This window comes from Mycobacterium farcinogenes (assembly GCF_019739075.1).
GTDB classification, from domain to species: Bacteria; Actinomycetota; Actinomycetes; order Mycobacteriales; family Mycobacteriaceae; genus Mycobacterium; species Mycobacterium senegalense.
Map to the genome: position 1 here is coordinate 5125769 of NZ_CP081673.1, position 21803 is coordinate 5147571.

A 21803-nucleotide genomic window follows, 5' to 3' on the forward strand; every position below is an offset into this window, starting at 1 on the left:
CTCACATCTTGATCGCCGGCATCAGCCTGATGATGTTCCACTGTCGATTACGCCTGGCCGACAAGGCCGAGATGGTCAGGGCACCGACCCAGATCACCAACAGCGTGGCGATCGCCTGCCACAACCGATGATCGATTCCGCCGAGGATGAGCTGGCGTAATCCGTTGACACCGTATGTCATCGGGTCGTACTGATGGAACAGCTGGAACGGCCGTGACGTAGTTTCCACCGGATACATCCCGCCGGCGCTGACCAGCTGAAGCATCAGCAGCGCCATCAACAGCACCCGGCCCACCGCGGGACCGACAAGGGCGTTGACCGCCTGGGTCGCGGCGACGAAGGCGCACGACACCAGGATCATGAAGGCCAGCATCGCAACCGGATGCACCACGTGCATGCCGAGCGCGAACCGCACCACGCAGTACAGGATGATCGCCTGGAACACCCCGATGACCGCGGCAGGCAGGTAGCTGGCGAGGACCACCCGGATCGCCGGCACCTCCGCCGCGATCGGGCGGTTCTGCAACGGCCGCAACACCATCCACAGCACCAGCGCGCCGAAGAACAACGCCAGTGTGATGAAGAACGGCGCCATACCGGTGCCGAAGTTCGGTGCGGCGTTCTCTGCAGAGTTCTGCAGGTGTACGGGACCACCGATGGTGTCGGCGATCGCGTCCTTCTGCGCGGGAGTCCAATCAGGGACCTGGCCGGCGCCGTCGGCCAGCTTGGTCGCCAATTCGGCCGATCCGCTCCGTAACTGGGTGGTGCCGGCTTTCAACTGCCCGGCTCCGGTATCGAGTTGGGCTATACCGCTTGCCAATTCGGCATTGCCTTTGGCGAGCTGTTGGGCACCGCCGCGCAATTGGTTCAGCTTGGCGTTGAGGTCGGAGTTCTTGCTGCCCACCTGATCGAGCGCGGAGTTCAGCGGGCTGCCCGGGTTGCGCAGTGACGACGTCATCGAGATCGCCGCGTTCTCGGCGTCGGTGAGCTGCTGGCGAATCTGCGGGGTGAACTGGTGGGCGCGCAGATCGTCCTGGACGCCACGCAGCATCCCGGCCGCGTTGTTGGCCATGGGGTCCGGGCTGGCCGAAAGCTGGTCGATCACCGAATTCAACGCGGTCGCGGCAGAATCCTGCGCCCCGGTGATGGCACCGATCTGGTCATTGGCCTGCCGCAGCGCAGCGGTGCCGTCTTCCAGCTTCTGGGTGTCGCCACCGATCTTCGACAGCGCGGAGGTCACCGCCACCAGCGGATCGGTGGCCTTGGTGATCCCGTCGGAAAGCTGCTTGGCGCCGGTGGCCAATTGAGCCGAGCCGGACCGGGCGCTGTGCAGCCCCGTCGCCAGCCGGCCTGCACCGTCGTCGACTTTGGCTGCGCCGTCGGCAAGTTGGGCCGCGCCGTCGGCGGCCTGCTTGATCCCGGCACCGGAGCTGACCACGACGGACAGCACCTGGTTGACGGCCTGACCGGAGATCCGTGTGGACACCGCGTTGAGCACCTGGTCGATGGCGGTGCGACCGATGTTCGACGAGATGTAGTTGTTGGCGTCGTTGTAGACCGCGTTCAGGTTGGCTCGTTTGGGCTGCCCGGTCAGCGGTGAGGCGATCGCCTCACTGAAGTCCGGTGGGAGCTCGAGCATGAAGTAGTAGGTGCCGTGCTCGACGCCCTGACGGGCTTGTTCTTCGTCCACTACATGCCAGTTCAAGCTGGCATCGTCGGTCAGACTCTTGGCGATCTCGGCGCCCGCATTGACGTGCTGGCCCGAAACCTCCACCCCACGATCGGAATTGACCAGCGCCACCGGCATCTTGTCGACCTGGCCGAAGGGGTCCCAGTACGCCCAGAGGTAGAGGGCGCCGTACACCAGCGGCAGCAGCATGAGCACCACGATGGCGGCACGGGTCATGCGGCTGCGGCCGAAGCGTTTGATTTCCGAGCCGAAGGCGAGACCAGCAGCCGGAGAGCCGAAGGCGAGACCAGCAGCCGGGGATGAGCCGTTTGCGCGAAGGCGTTTCAGCATCAGGCGTTCTTTCCGGTAAGGATGCGGTGATCGTGCAGGTCGTGGTCGGGAGCCTCATGGCCGAGCGGATTGGTCACTCCCACAATCACACTGCGCTGCGCGGCGATCGCACCGAGCCGTTCGACCGCGATCGCACGCCGACAGTTGTCCCGTACCTGTTCGAGGTCGCCGACCACCAGGATCGGCCGGTTCGAGAACAGCGCCAGGGTGACCTTGAGCAGGAACAGGTCGAGATCGGACAGTTCGCTGATGTAGGTGTCAGGCGCCGGGGGCGTCAGTTCTCCGAAGACCTCGCGCAGCTCGGCCTCTCCGGCGTCTGCCGGCACGCGTCGATACCACGGGGACAACCACCGCCGCTGCTCGGCGAGCACCGTCTGAACGGTGACCGAATCCTCGAGTTCGTCGATGTCGGCGAATGCGGCGATGGCGCAGTGCCGCCGGATGTCGCGCGGGCGCGTCTGGCCGCAGACGGTCACCGTGCCATGGCTTGGGGCCAAACGCCCGGCCAGCGTGAGCAACAGCGCGGTCTGACCCCATCCCCCTGGCATCTGGATGGCGTGAAATCCCGCGGTGAGCTCCAGGTCGATGTCCGAGAACAGCGGCCCGTGCTCGCCGTCGACACCCAGTCCGGCCGCAGTGATCTGCGGCGCGTCCTGTGCGTCGTCCTTGTCTTCCATTTCCGACCTTTCGATACTCACTGGTATCCATACGATACTAGCGAGTATTCTGTTGGGCATGTCGGCTGTCAAACCCACCCGCATCCGCCCCACCCGTGACGAGGTGCGCGACCGGATCCTGGACGCGGCGCTCAAGGTTTTCGCGGCGGAGGGATTCGCCGGCGCCACCATCGACGCCATCGGTCACGCCGCCGGATTCACCAAGGGCGCGGTGTATTCGAACTTCGAATCCAAGGACGAGTTGTTCCTGGCGTTGCTGGACCGGCAGTTCGAGAGTCGCGGCGCACTCATCGCGAGCGCGCTCGACAGCGGCCACGGCGACACCGCCGCGATCGCCGCGGCATTGAGCTCCTCAACGCTCGACTCGATCCACGACCAGACCGAGTACCAGATCGTGCTGATGGAGTATTGGCTGCGGGCGGTCCGGGATCCGCAGTTACGGGAACGCCTGGTCGCGCGTCGCCGCGCGGCGGCCGATCAAGCCCTGCACATCGTCGAGCAGGCCGGCACGTCACTGCCCGGCAAGCAGTTGGCGGCACTCGCCCAACTGGTCGTCACCATCATCTCGGGCATCGCGACCGAGGAGGTACTCCAGCCGGGAACTGTCGACATCGACGCCCTCACCCGCTTGTTCACCGCGCTGCTGGAATCCACCCCCGATGGGCAGTAGGCGCTCAGGCCAGTTTCTTGTGCAGCGGCCTGCCGCCGGTGGCCTCGAAGATCACGCGCTTGCCGATCTCGACCGCATGATCGGCGAACCGCTCGTAGTAGCGGCCCAATAACGCGACGTCGACAGCCGAGCACACCCCGTCCTCCCACTGACGGTCCAGCAGCAAGGTGAACAGGTGACGGTGCTCTGCGTCGACGGCGTCGTCCTCGTCGCGCAGGCGCGCGGCAGCCTCGGGATCCCGGGATACCAGCACCTCCTGCGCGGTCTGCGCCAGCCGCACGGCCTGCGATCCCATGTCGGTGAAACTCGCGCGGACCTCATCCGGCAGCGCGCACTCAGGATGGCGCAACCGGGAGATGTCGGCGACATGCACCGCAAGCGCGCCCATCCGGTCGATATCGGCCGCGATGTGCATCGAACCGACGACCGTGCGGAGCTCGCTGGCAACGGGCTGCTGCAGAACCAGCAGCCGGAACGCCGACTCTTCGATGCGGCGGTTATAGGCGGCGATGTGTTCGTGGTCGGCGATGACCTGCTCGGCCAGCGACAGATCGGATTCGAGCAGCGCCTCGTTGGCCCGCTGCATCGCACTCACCGCCAGAGCACACATCTCGGCGAGTTGATCGCACAGCTGCGTCAACTCGTCGTGAAAAGCCTGCCGCATGCCTCACATCCCCTCCCCCCGGACCTCGCCGTCCGGCGAGGGTCAAGTACCCGGAAGGGCCGTGCGCTAACCGCCTGAGTTGACGGGCTCGATCGGCAGCCGGCGCAACCCGGCGGGCGCTTCGGCCGGCACCACGGGATGGTCGGGCGCGATCGGCGCCAGTTTCCGGTACGGCTCATTCTGCGCCGGACGCTGGTCGTCCTGCCCCTTGTTCGGCCACAACGATGCCGCCCGCTCTGCTTGCGCGGTGATCGACAACGACGGGTTCACCCCCAAATTCGCCGAGATGGCCGCACCGTCCATCACATAGAGCGTCGGATAGTTGTACACCCGCTGGTAGGGATCGATGACGCCGTGCTCGGCACTGTCACCGATGGCAGCACCCCCGAGGAAGTGGGCCGTGAGCGGGATGTTGAACAGCTCACCCCACGTACCGCCGGCGACGCCGTCGATCTTCTTGGCGATGCGCCGCGTGACCTCGTTACCGACCGGAATCCACGTCGGGTTGGGCTCACCGTGGCCCTGCTTGGACGACATGATCCGGGCGCCCAGCGGACCTCGCTTCGTGAACGTGGTGATCGAGTTGTCCAGGTGCTGCATCACCAGCGCGATCACGGTGCGCTCGCTCCACTGCTTCGGGTTGAGCAGGCGCAAGAGCTCGCGGGGATTCTCGCCGGCCTGGTCGAAGAACTGCCGCCAGCGCGGCACATCGGTCCCCTTCGGCCCGGCGCCGTCGGTCATCAACGTCTGCAGCAGACCCATGGCATTTGAGCCCTTGCCGTACCGCACGGGTTCGACATGGGTGTCGGCGGTGGGGTGAATCGACGACGTGATCGCGACGCCGTGGGTCAGATCCAGATCCGGCGCGACCGAGAGCCGCCCCGCACCGACGATGGATTCGGAGTTGGTCCGGGTGAGCACGCCCAGGCGCGCCGAGAGCCGGTTGAGTTTTCCGGTGTCGCGCATCTTGAACAGCAGCTTCTGGGTGTTGTACGTACCCGCGGCCAGAATCAGATGCGTCGCGGTGAACGTCTTGCGCTTACGCCGCAACTTGCTGCCGGTGCGCACGGTGCTGACTTCCCACAAGCCGTCGGGGCGCTGCTCGAAGCTCGTCACCGTGGTCATCGGGTGCACTTGCGCCCCAGCCGATTCCGCCAGCCCGAGGTAGTTCTTGACAAGCGTGTTCTTGGCGCCGTGGCGGCATCCGGTCATGCACTCGCCGCACTCCAGACAACCGGTGCGGGCGGGGCCGGCCCCGCCGAAGAACGGGTCGGGCACGGTCTTGCCGGGCGTCTTCTGCCCGTCGGGCCCGAAGAACACACCGACCGGCGTCGGCACGAAGGTGTCGCCACACCCCATGTCGTCGGCGACCTCTTTCATGACCCGGTCGGCGTCGGTGAACGTCGGGTTGGTGACCACGCCGAGCATCCGCTGCGCCTGGTCGTAATGCGGCATCAACTCGGCCCGCCAGTCGGTGATGTCCTTCCACTGCGGGTCGTTGAAGAACGGGTCCGGCGGCACGTACAGGGTGTTGGCGTAGTTCAGTGAGCCGCCGCCCACACCCGCACCGGCCAGGATCATGCAGTTGCGCAGCAGATGGATGCGCTGGATGCCGTACATGCCGAACTTCGGCGCCCACAGGAACTTGCGTAGATCCCACGAGGTCTTGGCGAAGTCCGCATCGGCGAACCGTTGGCCGGCTTCGAGTACACCTACTCGATAGCCCTTCTCCGTCAGTCGCAGCGCACTGACGCTGCCGCCGAACCCGGAACCGATCACCAAGACGTCATAGTCAGGCTTCATGTGATCAGTATGACGCTACCGATTGGTAACTTCTAGACAGGAGGCCCTAACTTGTAAAGACGAATTCCTCGATGCCGCGGCCATCACGAGCCGACGGTCAGCCCGACCTTCTGGAATTCCTTGAGGTCGCAGTAGCCCGCCTTGGCCATCGACCGGCGCAGACCGCCGACCAGGTTCAGCGAGCCGAACGGATCGTCGGACGGACCGTTGAGCACCTGCGCCAGGCCGGGGCGTTCGCCGACCGCCACCTGAAGCAGCGCACCGCGCGGCAACGACGGGTGCGCGGCCGCCGACGGCCAGAACCACCCGCCACCCAGCGCCTCGTCGGCGATGGCGAGCGGCGTGCCCAGCACCACCGCGTCGGCACCGCAGGCGATCGCCTTGGCCAAGTCGCCCGAGGTGTGGATGTCGCCGTCGGCCAGCACGTGCACATACCGTCCGCCGGTCTCGTCGAGGTACTCGCGACGAGCGGCCGCGGCGTCGGCGATCGCGGTGGCCATCGGCACGCTGATGCCCAGCACCTCGTCGCTGGTGGTCACTCCGGCCGTCGAGCCGTAGCCGACGATCACCCCGGCCGCGCCGGTGCGCATCAGGTGCAGTGCGGTGCGGTGGTCGAGCACGCCGCCGGCCACCACCGGCACGTCGAGCTCGGAGATGAACGTCTTCAAGTTGAGGGGCTCGCCGCCCCCGTGATCTTGCGCGACGCGCTCGGCGGAGATGATGGTGCCCTGGATGACCAGCAGGTCGATGCCTGCGGCCACCAGCGTCGGCGTCAGCGCCTGGGCGTTCTGCGGGCTGACCCGGACCGCAGTGGTCACCCCGGCCTCACGGATGCGGGCCACCGCCGCGCCGAGCAGCTCCGGATCCAGCGGCGCCGCGTGCAGCTGCTGCAGCATGCGGGTGGCGGCGGTGTCGTCCGAGGCCGTCGCGGCAACATCGAGAACCTGCGCGATCTTGTCTTCGACATCGGCGTGCCGGCCGATCAGCCCCTCGCCGTTGAGCACACCGAGCCCGCCCAGGCGGCCCATCTCGATCGCGAACTCCACCGACACCAGGGAGTCGGTCGGATGTGCCACGACCGGAACCTCGAACCGGTAGGCATCGAGCTGCCAAGCCGTCGAGACGTCCTTGGACGAGCGGGTGCGCCGCGAGGGCACGATCGTGACGTCGTCCAACTCATAGGTGCGGCGGGCGGTTCTGCCCATGCCGATTTCAACCATGTCGCGCATGACGTGTTCTTAGTCTCCTGCCCCACCGATTCAGCGGGTGTAGTAGTTGGGGGCCTCGACAGTCATGGTGATGTCGTGCGGGTGGCTTTCCTTCAACCCGGCCGCCGTGATCTGGACGAACTGCGCCTGCTGCAGCTGCTCGATGGTCGCCGAGCCGGTGTAGCCCATCGCCGCGCGCAGACCGCCGGTCAGCTGATGGATCACCGTGCCCAGCGGACCGCGGAACGGCACCCGGCCCTCGATGCCCTCGGGCACCAACTTGTCCTCGGAGAGCACGTCGTCTTGGAAGTAGCGGTCCTTGGAGTAGGACTTGCCACCGCCGCGCCCCTGCATGGCGCCCAATGAGCCCATGCCCCGGTAGCTCTTGAACTGCTTGCCGTTGACGAAGATCAGCTCACCGGGCGACTCGGCGGTGCCGGCCAAAAGCGAGCCCAGCATGGCCGTCGACGCACCGGCGGCCAGTGCCTTGGCGATGTCGCCGGAGTACTGCAGACCGCCGTCGGCGATCACCGGCACGCCGTAAGGCTTGCAGGCCGCGACGGCTTCGAGAATCGCGGTGATCTGTGGGGCGCCGACACCGGCGACGACGCGGGTGGTGCAGATCGAGCCGGGGCCGACGCCGACCTTGACCGCATCGGCACCGGCCTGCACCAGGGCAGCGGCCGCTGCGCGGGTCGCGACGTTGCCACCGACCACCTCGACGCGGTCACCCACGGCTTGTTTCACCCGCGCCACCATGTCGAGCACACCCCGGTTGTGGGCGTGAGCGGTGTCGACGATCAGCACGTCGACACCGGCGTCGACCAAGTTCATGGCCCGGGCCCACGCGTCGTCACCGACACCGACCGCGGCGCCGACCAGCAGGCGGCCGTCACTGTCCTTGGTGGCCAGCGGGAACTGCTCGGTCTTGACGAAGTCCTTGACCGTGATCAGGCCGGTCAGCTTGCCGTGACCGTCCACGATCGGCAGCTTCTCGATCTTGTGCCGGCGCAGCAGGCCCAGCGCGGCTTCGGCCGACACACCTTCCTGTGCGGTGATCAGCGGCGGCTTGGTCATCACCTCGGCGACCGGTTTGTTCTCGTCCACCTCGAACCGCATGTCGCGGTTGGTGATGATCCCGACCAGTTGCCCGGCCTCGTCGACAACGGGCAGCCCGGAGATCCGGAACCGGGCGCACATCGCGTCGACCTCGGCCAAGGTGTTGGTCGGCGAGCACGTGACCGGGTCGGTGACCATGCCGGCCTCCGACCGCTTCACCGTCTCGACCTGGGCGGCCTGCTCGGCGGCGGGCAGGTTGCGGTGCAGCACGCCCATGCCGCCGGCGCGGGCCATCGCGATGGCCATCCGCGACTCGGTGACGGTGTCCATCGCAGAGCTGACCAGCGGCACGCGCAGACGGATGTTGCGGGTCAGCTGACTCGACGTGTCGGCAGCGGCGGGAACCACATCGGAGGCCGCGGGCAGCAGCAGCACATCATCGAAGGTGAGGCCGAGCATTGCGACCTTGGTGGGGTCGTCACCGCCGGTCGGCACCGGTACGGCGATGGGAACGCTGCTTTCAGCGATCGACATGGGTGGGGCCTCCAGTGGCAGGCGTGGGGCGTATAACCCGATTCTATCGGCTCGGATATTGACAGTGATGTTGCCGCTCCTCGCACGTCAGCTCGCACATCAGCACGGCTGGCGCGATGGGAGGACGGCTGCGTAGTGTGGGACCCGTGCGTGACCACCTCCCCCCTGGTTTGCCGCCCGATCCGTTTGCCGACGATCCGTGCGATCCGTCGGCCGCTCTGGACGCCATCGAGCCGGGCCAGCCTCTGGACCCCCAGGAACGGACGGCAGTCGAGGCTGATCTAGCCGATCTCGCGGTATACGAAGCGCTGTTGGCGCACAAGGGAATTCGCGGTCTCGTCGTCTGCTGTGACGAATGCCAGCAGGACCATTACCACGATTGGGACATGCTGCGGGCCAACCTGCTGCAGCTGCTCGTCGACGGCACGGTACGCCCGCACGAGCCGGCCTACGACCCCGAACCCGACGCCTATGTGACGTGGGACTACTGCCGCGGTTACGCCGACGCATCTCTCAACGAGGCCACCTCGGACACCGACGGCTACCGCTGAGCACCGCCTAGCCCCGGCAACAGGGGCAGCTCGATTCCCGGCAATGCCGGGGCTTCTCCGCCGTGCCCTCCCGACGGGCCTTGGCGGCTCGCGCCGCCCTCATTCTCGGCAGGTTTCTCGGCAGGTGCCGCCGGCGCACTGTGCGCCGGGGGTGCTGACGGCACCGACGTGGGCTCCACCACCGGTGCAGCGGTAGTGGTGGGCACCTCAGCCGCAGGAGCGGCCGAGGTGGCCGGCGCCGACGTCGTGCGCGGCGCCGAGGACGGAGCCGTCGCCGGGGCTGACGCGCTCGTGGTCGGCTCGGCACTGCTCGTCGGGGCCGCCGAGGAGGGCGACGGCGAAGGTTGGGTGGTTGTCGGAGCCGATGTGTCCGACGGCGTGGGAGTCGCCGACGGGCCGGCGGTCTCCGAACCAGGTGAGGTCTCCGTCGGTGAAGTCGGCGAGGTCGAGGGTCCGGTCGTCGGTGTCGGTGACGTCGAGCTCTGTTCCGACGGGCTCTCGACGGGGGACGACGGCGAGGTCGTCACGGTGACCTCGGGCAACACCACCGGTGGCGCATCCGGCGGCACGGTCGCGTGCGGGTCGCGGTTCTCCACCTTCACCGACAGCTGCTGCCACTGGTCGACGAGCTCCTGCTTGCGCTGCTCGTCACCGACGGTGGCGACTGTGGTGGTCAGGGTCTGCAGCTTCTGCTGCGCCTGCTCCCATTGCCCTTCGTCGATCAGCTGCTGAACCTGCTTGAGCTCACTAGACGCCAACTCGACGCCGACGTCGCGCGTCACCGGCGCCGACCCGAAGACCAGCCCGCGCACACCGTAGAGCGCGTCTCCGGGTCCGGAGCCGTAGACGGCCGCCCCGAACCCACCGAGGCACAGCAACGCGGCAGCCATCGAACCCACCAGCGCCATCGGCATCCGCACACGCCCCTTGGACGTGGCCTTGTTGAGTGCTGCGACGGCCTCGCGGGGTGTCGCGATACCCGACATCGGTGCACGCCGCGCCTCGTCACGCCACCCGGCCAGCAGGACGGCCAGTTCGGCCTCTTCCCGGTCGGTGGCGTACACCTGGCGCTCGAGTGACAGTGCCTCGATGAACTTCTCGGACCTGTTGATCTCGTTGAGAGACGGATCACCACCGTTTGAGGTCCAGCGGCCGAAGTCAGGCATGGTCACGTCCCGTCGCCATGATCTCGGACTTGAGCCGGGCCAGAGCCCGGTGCTGCGCTACACGCACCGCTCCGGCCGTGCTGCCGACTGCCTCGGCGGTCTCTTCGGCACTCATGCCGACAACGACCCGCAGGATCAGGATCTCGCGCTGCTTCTCGGGCAACACCGACAGCAGCCGGGCCATCCGTTCCGAAGACTCGGAGTCGAGCGCGGACTGTTCGGGCCCCGCGTCAAGGGAGAACCGCTCGGGCACCACATCAGTGGGCTCGGAACGATTCCTGGCCGCCGCGCGATGCGCGTCAGCAACCTTGTGCGCAGCGATGCCATACACAAAGGCCAGGAACGGGCGTCCCTGATCTTTGTAGCGCGGCAGCGCCGTTATGGCGGCCAAGCAAACCTCCTGCGCAACGTCATCAGCTGACAGACCACTACGCTCGGTCGCCCCCACCCTCGCCCGCACGTACCGAACGACGATCGGCCGAATGATCTCCAGCACTTCCGAGAGCGCGTTCCGATCACCTGCCACTGCCTCAGCAACGACAATGTCGAGACGGTCTCCCGAACTTGTCATCGTGGGCGATCTCTCCAGCGTTACGTTGCACCGACACTCGCGGCGATTGGCTGAGCTAAACAATAACGATCCGGGCGGGGTAGCCGTGATCAGTGGCCGGTTCTAGGCGCCGGCCCACACCCCGCCTCTGCGACGCACTGTATCGGCGCTGAGGTCCCGGATTCTGCATATTTGTTCAGCGTCGTGCGCGGCGCTCCCGATGTCGGCCAGCACGCAGGCCAAAGCCCAGCGCAGCGGGACCAGCCCGGATTTCTCGCTGGCCAGCAGTGCCGCGTCGGCGACCTCGCGGGCAGCGTCGAACTCGCCGGCGCTGCACAGTGCCGCGGCCAGCACGACGTCTGATTTGACGGCGTGGCGTGTCGAGCGGTGACCGGCAGCCGCCGCGACCCCGCGACGGGCATGTTCCACCGCCGCGGCACCGTCGCCCTGCACCATCGCCAGCTCGGCGCTCACCCACTCCAGCCGGATGCGCTGACGCGAGTTGTCGGGCGTGTCGACGGCACGGGCCCGATCGAGCAGTCGGGCCGAGACACCGAAGCGGCCGAGTCCGAGGGCATCGGCGGCCAGCCCGACGAACGCGTCGGCGGCAGCCTCGTGGTCCTCACCGCAGTGAGCCAACGCCCGGCCGTCGGCGGCGCGGGCCCGTGCGTGCCCGCCGAGCTGGCGCAGAAACGAGGCGCGGGTGCTGTGCGCCAGCGATAGCAGCGGGCCGGAGTACCGGGCCCGCAGGATCGCGTCGAGTTCGGTGAGGGCACAGCCGTAGCGCCCCTGCCCGCCGGCGGCGACGGCCCGCAGCCAGCGCTCGTACGGTGTGGTGGCGCCGGGCAGCGGCCACTGGCCAGGGTCGGCCCCGAAGGCCGCGTCGGCCAGGGCCGCAACAGCCACCGGGAATGCAGTCATCGGTTCGCGACGCTATCAACATGGCGTTCGACGCAGGGCCGCGGGAACCAAGCACCGGGTACCGGATACCGGCGGAACCGGGTATTGAATATTGCAATATAAGCATCAGTTAACAATTGGTGGCGTGAATGTTAATGGCGTGTCAACTAACTATCGCCCGCTCCGAATAGCGCACAGCGTCCCCGCCAGCGCGAACAGGGAAAACCCGAACATGCTTGCCACGGCCTTAACATGCGATCCCTGGTCCAAGCGTCACAACGATGAACGTGATGTAAATTCTGGACCTGCGAATATGCCCTTTAGCACACCGTGAGCCTATTGACTCGCTTTATTCAGTCCCCCTAGTTTGTGTGCACGAGCGGTCATCGGCGACACGAGCTCAGTTCGGTTCCACCGACTCATACCCGCCCAATTTGGCGAAATGGGCGAGCAGAGAGGGGTTTTCCATATGCCGCAGCCGCAGCAGCTTCCCGGACCCAATGCGGATATCTGGGATTGGCAAATGCAGGGACTTTGCCGTGGTGTCGATTCGTCGATGTTCTTCCACCCCGATGGTGAACGCGGACGGGCTCGGGCTCAGCGTGAGCTCCGCGCCAAGGAGATGTGCCGCAGCTGCCCCGTGATCACCCAGTGCCGTTCCCACGCTCTTGCTGTCGGTGAGCCGTACGGCATCTGGGGCGGGTTGAGCGAGTCCGAACGCGAGCTCTTGCTCAAGCGGGGCATCCGCCGCAGCGCCTGAGCCGTACACCAAACTCCATACGCCGATCTGAAAAGGCTCCATCCCACGCGGGGTGGGGCCTTTTCGGTTGTCCGGTTCAGGTGGTCAGCCCGCGAGAAAGGCCGCCAGCGACAGGACCGCGAGGACGAGGAACGCCGCCGGGAACGCGATGTTGTAGAACACCTGCGCGCGGATGTGGGTGATCACCGCGCCGATGAAAAATGCCACCAATCCGACCGCGGCGGCGATGCCGAGCGGTGGGAACGCGACCAGACCCACGAGCAGTCCGACGGCCCCCGCGCCCTTGAGAAGTCCGAGCACCGGAACCCAGGTCCTTCCGACGCCGACTTCCGCCGAGTTGGCCAGCACGAAACTCGCGCCGACGAGGTCGGCGAGCGCCATCACCGCGTTGGCCACGATGGTGACAGCGACGATCAACGTCGCGATCAAACCGAGTTGTAGGGTCATGATGGTCGCCTCCGATGTTCGATTGCCAAGGGCTTCACCTTGTTGACGCTCGCCGTGCGCGAAAGGTGACGACATGACCGACCAACAAATGCTGGCCGAAAGATTCGAGGAGGATCGGCACCGACTGCGCGCGGTGGCGTATCGACTGCTCGGCTCGGTGCATGACGCTGAGGACGCGGTCCAAGCGGCGTGGCTCAAGATCAGCCGCCGCGGCATCAAGGGGGTGGACACCCCGACGGCTTGGTTCACCACGGTCACCGCACGCGAATGCCTCGACCGGCTGCGCGAACAGAAGCGACGCGCCGAAGTCCTCGGCGGCGAAGAACTGCTTCCCGACGCCGTCTCCCCCGCAGCCGACGAGCAGGTGGCCATGGCCGAGTCGGTGGGCCGTGCGCTGCTCGTGGTGCTCGGCCGGCTCTCACCTGCCCAACGCGTCGCGTTCGTGCTGCACGACGCCTTCGCCATACCTTTCGACGCGATCGCCACGCTGCTCGACTGCACACCGGCGGCCGCCAAGAAACTGGCCAGCCGGGCCCGCGCCCGCGTTCACGGTGCTGAGCTCCCCGCGACCCGCCCCACTGCCGAGCACCTCGACATCGCCCGGTCTTTCCTGGCTGCCTCGCAGCAGGGCAACCTGGAGGCACTGCTGGCCATCCTGGACCCCGATGTGCTGCGCCGCGTCGACCGCGTGCTCGTCGGCGGGCGGATCCCCACCGAGCTGCGCGGCGCACAGGAGTTCGTCGAGGAGTCGAAGATGTTCGCCGCGGTCGCGCGGGGCGGCGAGGTCGCCGTCGTCGACGGCGCCGCCGGTATCGTCATCGCCCCAGATGGCCGGCTGAAGTCCCTACTGCGCCTTGACATCCAGGACGGGCGGATTCGCGTCATCGACATCATCGGTGATCCGGACCGGTTGGCAGCGGCCGAAATCGTGTTGGCGGACTGAACGCTTGTGCGCGGCGCCAAGCGATCAATGGTTGAACACCACCCCGCGTCGATCGGGCAACTGAGGCGATTTAGGCGGTTCTCCGTGCGACGATCCCACCCGAATCGATCGGACGACCTGATCAGGAGAGTCGCATGACATCTGGACAAGCCGAGCCCGCCACCGTGACCGTCACGGAAGCACACACCGGGACCTACACCCAGCAGATCACCGCCGGACGTCACCAACTCGTCGCCGACGAACCTCTTCCGGTGGGCGACGATGCCGGCCCGAATCCCTATGACCTGGTGTTGGCCGGCCTGGGCGCCTGTACGTCGATGACGGTGCGGATGTATGCCAACCGGAAGGGCTGGCCGCTTGAACAGGTGCGAGTATCGTTGCGGCACTCACGCATTCATGCCAAAGACTGCGCCGACTGCGAGACCACCAAGGGCATGATCGACCATGTCGATCGCGAGATCGAGTTGGTCGGCGAGCTCGACGACACCCAGCGCCAGCGTCTCATGGACATCGCCGAGCGCTGCCCGGTACATCAGACCCTGACCTCGTCCGTGCACATCACCACGACGGCGATTTCGTGATCTGAGCGCACCGTCGCGGCCCCGAGGCGTAGGAAAGAAGTCATGACCGACAACTGGAATGACAAGATCATCGCCGAGTTCCGAGCCAACGGAGGCAAGGTCGGCGGACCGTTCGAAGGTGCGACACTGCTCCTGCTGCACACCACCGGGGCCAAATCCGGCAAAGAGCGTGTCAATCCGGTGATGGCATTCGACCTCGACGGAAAGCTCGCCATCGTCGGTTCGTACGCCGGCGCCGATGTCGACCCCGCGTGGCTACACAACCTGCGTGCGCATCCGGATGCTCACATCGAAATCGGTACTGACGCCTACGACGTGCGGGCACGGGAGATGCCACGGGACGAGCGTGACGCGGCCTATCCACGCATCGTCGAGAAGGCACCCGGATTCGGCGAATACCAGGAAAAGACCGACCGCGTCATCCCGGTCATCGAGTTGCAACGCCGCTGACGCCCGGCCACATCGGTGGGCGCTTGTCGATGAATGCCTGCACACCTTCGAGTGCAGTCGGGTCCATCATGTTGCAGGCCATGGTCGCAGCGGCGTCGGCGTAGGCCGATCGGATGTCGACCTCGATCTGGCGGTAGAACAAGGCCTTGCCCATCGCAACAGCGACTCGGGGTTTCGCGACGATGCTGGCGACGAGCGCTTCGATCTCGTCGTCCAGGGCATCCGGCACCGCAACCCGATTGACCAGGCCAAGCCGTTCGGCCTCTGCCGCAGAGACGAATTCGCCCGTGACAAGCATCTCGAACGCGGCCTTGCGCGGCACGTTGCGAGAGAGCGCCACGCCCGGGGTGGCACAGAACAGCCCGACGTTGACGCCGCTGACCGCAAAGCGGGCGTCCTCACTGGCCACCGCGAGGTCACACATCGCGACGAGCTGGCAGCCTGCTGCCGTCGCGAGCCCCTGGACTCGCGCGATCACCGGTACCGGCAGCCGCTGAATCGACAGCATCACCGCGGTGCATTGGGCGAACAACCGCTCGTAGTACTCCAGGGACGGCTCGGCCCGCATTTCTTTCAGGTCATGGCCCGCGCAGAACGCCTTGCCGGATGCACCGAGCACCACCGCGCGCACGGTTTCGTCCTCGGCCAGCGCCTCGACGGCCTCACCGAGCGCGGTCAGCATCGCCTCCGACAGCGCGTTGAACGCCTGGGGCCGGTTCAGTGTCAGCGTGACCACCCCGCGGTCGTCGCGATCCTGCAGCAGCGGTGTCATGGCTCGATCAACACCTTGAGCGCTTCACGGTCGGCCATCGCCCGGTATCCGTCGGGGGTTTCGTCGAGGCCTACGGTGCGGTCGAACACCCGGCCGGGTTCGATGGTGCCGTCGAGAACGTCGGGCATGAGTTCCTCGATGTAGGCACGCGCCGGCGCCACTCCGCCGGTGAGCGTCACGTTGCGGAAGAACGTTCCGAAACCCATTGGCACCTCGGTGTATTGAGACACCCCGAGCCGACTCACCCGGCCACCGGAGCGGACCGCGTCCAGAGCGGTGGCGACCGAGGGCTCGGTACCGACGCATTCGATCACCGCATGGGTGCCGTCACCGCCGGTCAGCTCGCGGATTTTCTCGACGGCTTCGTCGCCGCGTTCGGCGACGACGTCGGTGGCGCCGAACTCGCGGCCCAGGTCGGTTCGGACCTGGTGACGTCCGTTGAGAATGATCTGCTCGGCGCCCAGCCGCTTGGCGGCCAGCACCGCGCACAACCCGACCGCACCGTCGCCGATGACCGTCACCGATGAGCCCGGCCCCACCCCGGCGGTCACCACGCCGTGGTGACCGGTGCAGAACACGTCCGACAGGGTCAGCAGGGACGGCATCAACGCGGCGTCCTCGGCCACCGGGAGCTTCACCAACGTGCCCTGCGCTTGCGGGACGCGCACGGCCTCGCCCTGGCCGGCGTCGACGCCGGGCGCACCCCACCCACCGCCATGGCGGCACGACGTCTGCAGCCCTTCTCGGCAGAAGTCGCAGGTGTTGTCAGCCCAGACGAACGGGGCCACGACGAGGTCTCCACTGCGCAAGCCGGACACGTCGGAGCCGACGTCCTCGACGATGCCGATGAACTCGTGGCCCATCCGGCGCCCGCCGTCCTTGTGCGGCATCGACTGGTACGGCCACAGGTCGCTGCCACAGATACAGGCGCGGGTGACGCGCACGATGGCGTCGGTCGGCTCCTTCAGGATCGGGTCGGGCACATCTTCGACCCGCACGTCACCAGCCCCATACATCACGGTTGCTCGCATGCTCAGTTCCTTCACTCGTCCACACGGCAGGTGAAACTCGACGTCTCGAGGCTAGGCCTGTGTCGGTGGTCTTGCCGGGAATCCGGTTTCCGCGAGCGTCGCCGCTGCGCCCGCCGGCGTCTGCGGACCGGTCTCGTCCATCGCACTCTCACTCAGAAGTTCAAGCCCGAGAACATGATCCGGCCCGGATCATATTTCTGCCGAATGGCGGCCAGCCGCGGCAGGTTCGCGCCGAAATAGCGCGACGCGGGCTGGTTGGCTTCGAGGTAGTTCACGTACCCGCCGACCGAATACGGTGCCACCGCTCGGTGCGCGGTGGCGAGCCAATTGGCTGCCGGCGCAGGCGAACCGGAGGTCTCGACATACCACTGCACCAGAGCGGACTGCCGCCGCCACGGAAATGCGGTGTCCCCCGGACCCACAGTGGCCAGCGCCCCGTCGAGGGCGTGCATGATCACCAAGGGTCGGCCGGCTCCGCTGGGGAACGCGTTGAATGCCGCGGCGATCCCCTGGGCAGCCGCGGGAGTGATCGACTGGAAGACATCGGATCCGCCGACATAGCCCAGCGGCGCCGGGTTGAGATTGTCGGCGGCGAGGACCTTCACCAGGTCCAGGTAGTTGAACGTGCGGTTCTCGGTCCCGGCCGGTTGCAGGCCCACCGCTTTGACGACCGAGGTGGCGACGCTGTCGCCCGACCCGGCCGGGCAGGTGGCCAGGATGCGGCAGTGTGCGCCCTGCGGGTCGGTGATCGTGTCGGCCAGTGCCCAGCTGTTGCGGTCGGCGGTACGCAGCCAGTTCTGCCACCCGACCAGAACCTGCGCGAACGCCTGCAGCGGGAAATGGAGCCCGACCACATCCACGTCGCCGATGGGGAACGTCGCGAAGGTCAGCGCGGTCGTCACCCCGAAGTTGCCGCCGCCGCCACCGCGCAACGCCCAGAACAGGTCTGGATTCTGACCGGCCGACGCCGTGACTGCGGTACCACCGGGCAGCACCACCGTCGCCGACACCAACTGATCGCACATCAGGCCCGCATGTCGCGATTGGGCACCCAGCCCTCCGCCCAGGGCATGCCCGGCCGCGCCGACCGTCGGGCAAGTACCGGTGGGAATCCCTCGGCCGACCCCGGCCAGCGTCTGGTGGATCGCATACAGACCGGTCGCGGGCGTCACGGTGACGTACCCGGTGCCGGCGTCGTAGTTGATGTCCCCGGGCAATTGGCGCAGATCCAAGACCATGGTGCCGTTGGCCGTCGACGCGCCGACGTAGGAATGCCCGCCACCGCGCGCGGCGACCTTGAGGTTGTGTGAAGCGGCGAAGGTCATCGCCTTCTGCACGTCTGACGCCGACGTGGGGGTGACGACTGCCGCCGGAGTCAGGCCGTTGAAGTTGGTGTTGAAAACGCTTTTGGCGGAAGCGAATTGTCCACCGTTGTCCGGGAGGATCACCTGACCCTTGATGGCGGCAGCAAGATCGCCCCAGCCGGCCGGGTCCGCGCCGGCGCGGCTCGATCCGAACACCGCTCCGGCGGCCAACGCCCCGACGGCGCCGCGCAGGAACGTCTGACGCGAGACCCCACGCGGCACTTCCCGCGGTTCCGTCATGTCCGAATTCTGAGCTACCGGCGGTGAAAAGCTGCAGTGCCACACGACGTGTCCAGGTATCAGTCCGATACCGATTCTGATCCGAGGTTATGACCGCCGAAGACTACGAACACACTGAGGAGCAGTGACGTTCTGCAACTTCCGTGGCGGGCGCGCCGACATACAGTTCAGCACGTCTGAAGGGGGGGTAAGCCGGATGCCGAATCATCGTTGCCGTGCAGTGATCGCTGTGGGCGCCGCGACGGCCGCACTTGCCATACCGGCTGTCCTGAATATCGCGCCGGCTCACGCGAACCCGCTCCCCGGATTCTGTGTGCCGCCCAACCTCGTCGACAACGTCTGCGCAGCGCGACTGGAATCGGTGACGGCCGACGTCGTCGACGGCACGATCACCGGAACACCGGTTGGCGGCGGACCGGCGATCACGCTTGCGGGACAAGCAGATGCGTATCTGAAATCGTCGGGATTCGGCGACACACCACCGGGCCCCGTTCAGCAGTGGGACACCGAAATCGACAACATCAGTGGTCTCGACACGTCACCCGCCAACCCCAATTGGTACGGCAACGCGAAGGCCAGGGTGTTCCTGCCCAGGACTCTGAACGAGCTGGCCACCAAGTTCCCTCCCGACAGCCTGATCGTCCGGTTCGTGTCCGACGAGTCGCGGCCGGATGCGTTGCGGTTGGTGACCATCCAGCCGACGGCTACGCCTGACCCTGCGCCAGCCCGGCCAGGTGCTTGAGCGAGTTGTCCAGGTGCTGCCGGTCGAACGGCGGGAACTCGATGTGTTCGCGAAGCGCGGCCGACACCGCTGACCAGTCATATGTCAGCGTGACCTTCGTCCGGTCGTCGCCCAGCGGCTCAAGGTCGTAACGCCAGATCCAGCCGCCGAACTCGATGTTGGCGTCGTCGGCGCCTTGACCCGGCAGCCACGCGATCGCCCGCGGAGGCTCGAAAACCTCTACCCGGTTGGCCATCTCGTAGTGCATGCCGCCGAAGTTGTCGTGGTACATCGCCATGCGGAAGATCTGGCCGGCTTCGGTCAGGTGCTTGCCGTCCAGCGACTCCCGCACCCAACCGGTGCCGTCGATCGCCTGGTGGGTGGTCGGATCGGCCAGCACCGCGAACACGGTTTCGGCCGGCGCGTTGATGGTGCATCCGGCGCTCATGCTGTCGTCAGTCATACCTGTACTGACGGGCGGTGGGTCAGAAACTCATCGAGGCTGCACCCCGGCGATCGACATTGCGGTCAGGTCCGTTTTCGCCGAAGACCGCGCAGTCTCGGCGTGGAGGGCCACCAACGAAAACACCCCCGGCCCAACAGGGCCGGGGGTGTTCTACGGGACTACCTAGTGAGCGTGGCCGTGGTGATGACCGGCGTGCTCGTCTTCCTCGGCAGGCTTGTCCACGACGGCCGTCTCGGTCGTCAGGATCATGCGCGCCACGGATGCGGCGTTGAGCACCGCCGAGCGGGTCACCTTGGCCGGGTCCACGATGCCCTCGGCGACCAGGTCACCGTAGGACAGCGTGGCGGCGTTGAAGCCCTGGCCGTTGGACTGCTCGCTGACCTTGTTCACCACAACGGAGCCGTCCAGGCCGGCGTTGGTGGCGATCCAGTACAGCGGGGCCGACAACGCGGAGGCGAACACCTCGACACCGAGGGCCTCGTCGCCCTTGACCTCGCCGCGCAGCTTGTCGAGGGCAGAGCGGGCCTGCACGAGTGCGGCGCCACCACCGGTGACGATGCCCTCCTCGACAGCAGCCTTGGCCGCCGCGACGGCGTCCTCGACCGCTTCCTTGCGCTTCTTCAGGTCGGTCTCGGTGGCCGCGCCGACCTTGATCACCGCGACGCCGCCGGACAGCTTGGCCAGCCGTTCCTGCAGCTTCTCGCGATCCCAGTCGGAGTCGGTGGTCTCGATCTCTGCCTTGAGCTGCTTGACCCGGTCGGCGACCGCGTCGGCCGAGCCGCCGCCGTCGACGATCACGGTGCTGTCCTTGTTGACCACCACGCGACGCGCGGTGCCCAGCACGTCCAGACCCACCTCACGCAGCACCAGGCCGACGTCGGGGTTGACGACCTGGCCGCCGGTGACGATGGCGAGATCGTCCAGGAACGCCTTGCGACGATCGCCGAAGAACGGCGCCTTGACGGCGACGGCCTTGAGCGTCTTGCGAATGGCGTTGACGACCAGCGTGGACAGGGCCTCGCCTTCGACGTCCTCGGCGATGATCAGCAGCGGCTTGCCACCTTCGGCGACCTTCTCCAGCAGCGGCAACAGGTCCGGCAGTGAGCTGATCTTGTCGCGGTGCAGCAGCACCACGGCATCTTCGAGGACAGCTTCCTGCGAGTCGAAGTCGTTGACGAAGTAGGCCGAGATGAAGCCCTTGTCGAAGCCGACGCCCTCGGTGACCTCGAGCTCGGTGTTCAGCGTCGAGGACTCCTCGATGGTGACCACACCGTCGTGACCGACCTTGGTCATGGCCTCGCCGACCAGCTGGCCGATCTGCTCATCGCGTGAGGACACCGTGGCGACCTGGGCGATGGCCTTCTCGTCGGACACCGGGGTGGCCGCGGCCAGCAGGGCCTCGGACACCGCATCGGCGGCCTTGCCGATCCCCAGACCCAGTGCGATCGGGTTGGCACCGGCGGCCACGTTGCGCAGGCCGGCCTTGACCAGGGCCTGCGCCAGCACGGTGGCGGTGGTGGTGCCGTCGCCTGCGACGTCGTTGGTCTTGGTGGCCACCGACTTCACCAGCTGGGCGCCGAGATTCTCGAACGGGTCTTCCAGGTCGATCTCGCGGGCGATGGTCACACCATCGTTGGTGACCTGCGGGCCACCGAAGGCCTTGGCCAGCACCACGTTCCGACCGCGCGGACCCAGCGTCACCTTGACCGCGTCGGCGAGCTTGTCGACACCGGCCTCCATGGCCCGGCGCGCAGTCTCGTTGAACTCAATCTGCTTGCTCATAAGTCTCTTTCATGACTCCTAACGCATACCGCCCCGGACACCGCCCGTGCTGAACACGGGGATCTCCGGGGCGGACGCACGAGTACTTACTTGGCGACGACAGCCAGCACGTCGCGAGCCGACAGGATCAGGTACTCCTCGCCGTTGTACTTGATCTCGGTGCCGCCGTACTTGCTGTAGATGACGGTGTCGCCCTCGGCAACGTCCAGGGGGATCCGCTTCTCGCCGTCCTCATCCCAGCGGCCGGGGCCAACTGCGACGACGGTGCCTTCCTGCGGCTTTTCCTTGGCGGTGTCGGGGATGACCAGACCGGAAGCGGTCGTGGTCTCGGCCGCGTTGGCCTGAACGAGGATCTTGTCCTCGAGTGGCTTGATGTTGACTGCCACGATGGAAGCCCTCCACTTGTTTGGGTATCGAGTCCCGGTGTGCTCCGGGGCCCTCGGG

At 66.8% G+C, this 21803-nt stretch carries 23 protein-coding genes; 7 read left to right on the plus strand and 16 right to left on the minus strand.

Annotation, left to right across the window (positions count from 1 at the left end; all coding sequences use genetic code 11):
* Position 1: 1 nt before the first annotated feature.
* Positions 2-2020, minus strand: a complete 2019-nt coding sequence (locus K6L26_RS24480) for a YhgE/Pip family protein (RefSeq protein ID WP_280639563.1) — start codon at positions 2018-2020, stop codon at positions 2-4.
* Complete coding sequence (locus K6L26_RS24485; protein WP_221851818.1) at positions 2020-2697, minus strand: hypothetical protein; 678 nt, start codon at positions 2695-2697, stop codon at positions 2020-2022. The genes K6L26_RS24480 and K6L26_RS24485 overlap by 1 nt, the downstream gene beginning before the upstream one ends.
* A gap of 46 nt (positions 2698-2743) precedes the next feature.
* Between K6L26_RS24485 and K6L26_RS24490 the strand changes: the two genes are divergently transcribed.
* Positions 2744-3367: a TetR/AcrR family transcriptional regulator gene (locus K6L26_RS24490; RefSeq protein ID WP_036390073.1), complete on the plus strand. Its 624-nt coding sequence runs from the start codon at positions 2744-2746 to the stop codon at positions 3365-3367.
* Positions 3368-3371: 4 nt separating this feature from the next.
* Here the strand turns inward: K6L26_RS24490 and phoU are convergent, their stop codons facing one another.
* The 4 genes from phoU to guaB form a co-directional block, all read right to left on the minus strand.
* Positions 3372-4031 carry a phosphate signaling complex protein PhoU gene (phoU, locus tag K6L26_RS24495; protein ID WP_019343001.1) on the minus strand — a complete coding sequence of 220 codons (660 nt, stop codon included), beginning with the start codon at positions 4029-4031 and terminating at the stop codon, positions 3372-3374.
* Between the two features lie 66 nt (positions 4032-4097).
* On the minus strand, positions 4098-5834 hold the full coding sequence (locus K6L26_RS24500) for a GMC family oxidoreductase (protein WP_221851820.1): 1737 nt from the start codon (positions 5832-5834) through the stop codon (positions 4098-4100).
* An 83-nt stretch (positions 5835-5917) separates the two neighbouring features.
* On the minus strand, positions 5918-7063 hold the full coding sequence (locus K6L26_RS24505; RefSeq protein WP_019342999.1) for a GuaB3 family IMP dehydrogenase-related protein: 1146 nt from the start codon (positions 7061-7063) through the stop codon (positions 5918-5920).
* Positions 7064-7093: 30 nt separating this feature from the next.
* A complete protein-coding gene (gene guaB / locus K6L26_RS24510; protein WP_019342998.1) occupies positions 7094-8635 on the minus strand; it encodes an IMP dehydrogenase in 1542 nt (513 codons plus the stop codon).
* A 146-nt stretch (positions 8636-8781) separates the two neighbouring features.
* Between guaB and K6L26_RS24515 the strand changes: the two genes are divergently transcribed.
* Positions 8782-9186, plus strand: a complete 405-nt coding sequence (locus tag K6L26_RS24515) for a DUF5319 domain-containing protein (protein ID WP_003882245.1) — start codon at positions 8782-8784, stop codon at positions 9184-9186.
* Here the strand turns inward: K6L26_RS24515 and K6L26_RS24520 are convergent.
* The 3 genes from K6L26_RS24520 to K6L26_RS24530 all read right to left on the minus strand — a co-directional run bounded on the left by K6L26_RS24520 (position 9177) and on the right by K6L26_RS24530 (position 11823).
* Entirely contained in the window at positions 9177-10352 is a 1176-nt protein-coding gene (locus tag K6L26_RS24520; protein WP_221853460.1) for an anti-sigma-D factor RsdA, read from the minus strand. The genes K6L26_RS24515 and K6L26_RS24520 overlap by 10 nt on opposite strands.
* On the minus strand, positions 10345-10923 hold the full coding sequence (locus K6L26_RS24525) for a sigma-70 family RNA polymerase sigma factor (RefSeq protein WP_221851822.1): 579 nt from the start codon (positions 10921-10923) through the stop codon (positions 10345-10347). The genes K6L26_RS24520 and K6L26_RS24525 overlap by 8 nt, the downstream gene beginning before the upstream one ends.
* Positions 10924-11025: 102 nt before the next feature.
* Positions 11026-11823, minus strand: coding sequence for a hypothetical protein (locus tag K6L26_RS24530; RefSeq protein ID WP_221851824.1), 798 nt, complete (start codon positions 11821-11823; stop codon positions 11026-11028).
* Positions 11824-12271: 448 nt separating this feature from the next.
* Here K6L26_RS24530 and K6L26_RS24535 point away from each other — a divergent pair, with 448 nt between their 5' ends.
* The gene (locus tag K6L26_RS24535; protein ID WP_036390075.1) at positions 12272-12562 is read left to right on the plus strand and encodes a WhiB family transcriptional regulator; all 291 of its coding nucleotides are present in this window, start codon (positions 12272-12274) and stop codon (positions 12560-12562) included.
* 84 nt (positions 12563-12646) lie between these two features.
* Here the strand turns inward: K6L26_RS24535 and K6L26_RS24540 are convergent, their stop codons facing one another.
* A complete protein-coding gene (locus K6L26_RS24540) occupies positions 12647-13009 on the minus strand; it encodes a DoxX family protein (protein ID WP_221851825.1) in 363 nt (120 codons plus the stop codon).
* A 73-nt stretch (positions 13010-13082) separates the two neighbouring features.
* Here K6L26_RS24540 and K6L26_RS24545 point away from each other — a divergent pair, with 73 nt between their 5' ends.
* The 3 genes from K6L26_RS24545 (at position 13083) to K6L26_RS24555 (ending at position 14983) form a co-directional block, all read left to right on the plus strand.
* Positions 13083-13952 carry a sigma-70 family RNA polymerase sigma factor gene (locus K6L26_RS24545; RefSeq protein ID WP_221851827.1) on the plus strand — a complete coding sequence of 290 codons (870 nt, stop codon included), beginning with the start codon at positions 13083-13085 and terminating at the stop codon, positions 13950-13952.
* A 134-nt stretch (positions 13953-14086) separates the two neighbouring features.
* Complete coding sequence (locus K6L26_RS24550) at positions 14087-14533, plus strand: OsmC family protein (protein WP_019342991.1); 447 nt, start codon at positions 14087-14089, stop codon at positions 14531-14533.
* Positions 14534-14575: 42 nt separating this feature from the next.
* The gene (locus K6L26_RS24555) at positions 14576-14983 is read left to right on the plus strand and encodes a nitroreductase family deazaflavin-dependent oxidoreductase (RefSeq protein WP_019342990.1); all 408 of its coding nucleotides are present in this window, start codon (positions 14576-14578) and stop codon (positions 14981-14983) included.
* Here K6L26_RS24555 and K6L26_RS24560 read toward each other — a convergent pair.
* From K6L26_RS24560 to K6L26_RS24570, 3 genes are all read right to left on the minus strand, one after another.
* Positions 14961-15755 carry an enoyl-CoA hydratase gene (locus K6L26_RS24560; protein WP_221851829.1) on the minus strand — a complete coding sequence of 265 codons (795 nt, stop codon included), beginning with the start codon at positions 15753-15755 and terminating at the stop codon, positions 14961-14963. The two genes, K6L26_RS24555 and K6L26_RS24560, sit on opposite strands and share 23 nt — an antisense overlap.
* On the minus strand, positions 15752-16786 hold the full coding sequence (locus tag K6L26_RS24565) for a zinc-dependent alcohol dehydrogenase family protein (RefSeq protein WP_221851830.1): 1035 nt from the start codon (positions 16784-16786) through the stop codon (positions 15752-15754). The genes K6L26_RS24560 and K6L26_RS24565 overlap by 4 nt, the downstream gene beginning before the upstream one ends.
* A gap of 152 nt (positions 16787-16938) precedes the next feature.
* Positions 16939-18372, minus strand: coding sequence for an FAD-binding oxidoreductase (locus K6L26_RS24570; RefSeq protein ID WP_221853461.1), 1434 nt, complete (start codon positions 18370-18372; stop codon positions 16939-16941).
* 247 nt (positions 18373-18619) lie between these two features.
* On the opposite strand from K6L26_RS24570, the gene K6L26_RS24575 reads away from it, so the two are divergent.
* Positions 18620-19132, plus strand: coding sequence for a hypothetical protein (locus K6L26_RS24575; protein ID WP_221851832.1), 513 nt, complete (start codon positions 18620-18622; stop codon positions 19130-19132).
* Here the strand turns inward: K6L26_RS24575 and K6L26_RS24580 are convergent.
* The 3 genes from K6L26_RS24580 to groES all read right to left on the minus strand — a co-directional run bounded on the left by K6L26_RS24580 (position 19095) and on the right by groES (position 21748).
* The gene (locus tag K6L26_RS24580; protein ID WP_221851834.1) at positions 19095-19574 is read right to left on the minus strand and encodes an SRPBCC family protein; all 480 of its coding nucleotides are present in this window, start codon (positions 19572-19574) and stop codon (positions 19095-19097) included. The genes K6L26_RS24575 and K6L26_RS24580 overlap by 38 nt on opposite strands.
* A gap of 165 nt (positions 19575-19739) precedes the next feature.
* Positions 19740-21359: a chaperonin GroEL gene (groL, locus tag K6L26_RS24585; protein ID WP_115150684.1), complete on the minus strand. Its 1620-nt coding sequence runs from the start codon at positions 21357-21359 to the stop codon at positions 19740-19742.
* Between the two features lie 86 nt (positions 21360-21445).
* Positions 21446-21748 (minus strand): co-chaperone GroES, encoded by a 303-nt coding sequence (gene groES, locus K6L26_RS24590; protein ID WP_036390082.1) that lies wholly within the window; start codon positions 21746-21748, stop codon positions 21446-21448.
* Positions 21749-21803: the final 55 nt, after the last annotated feature.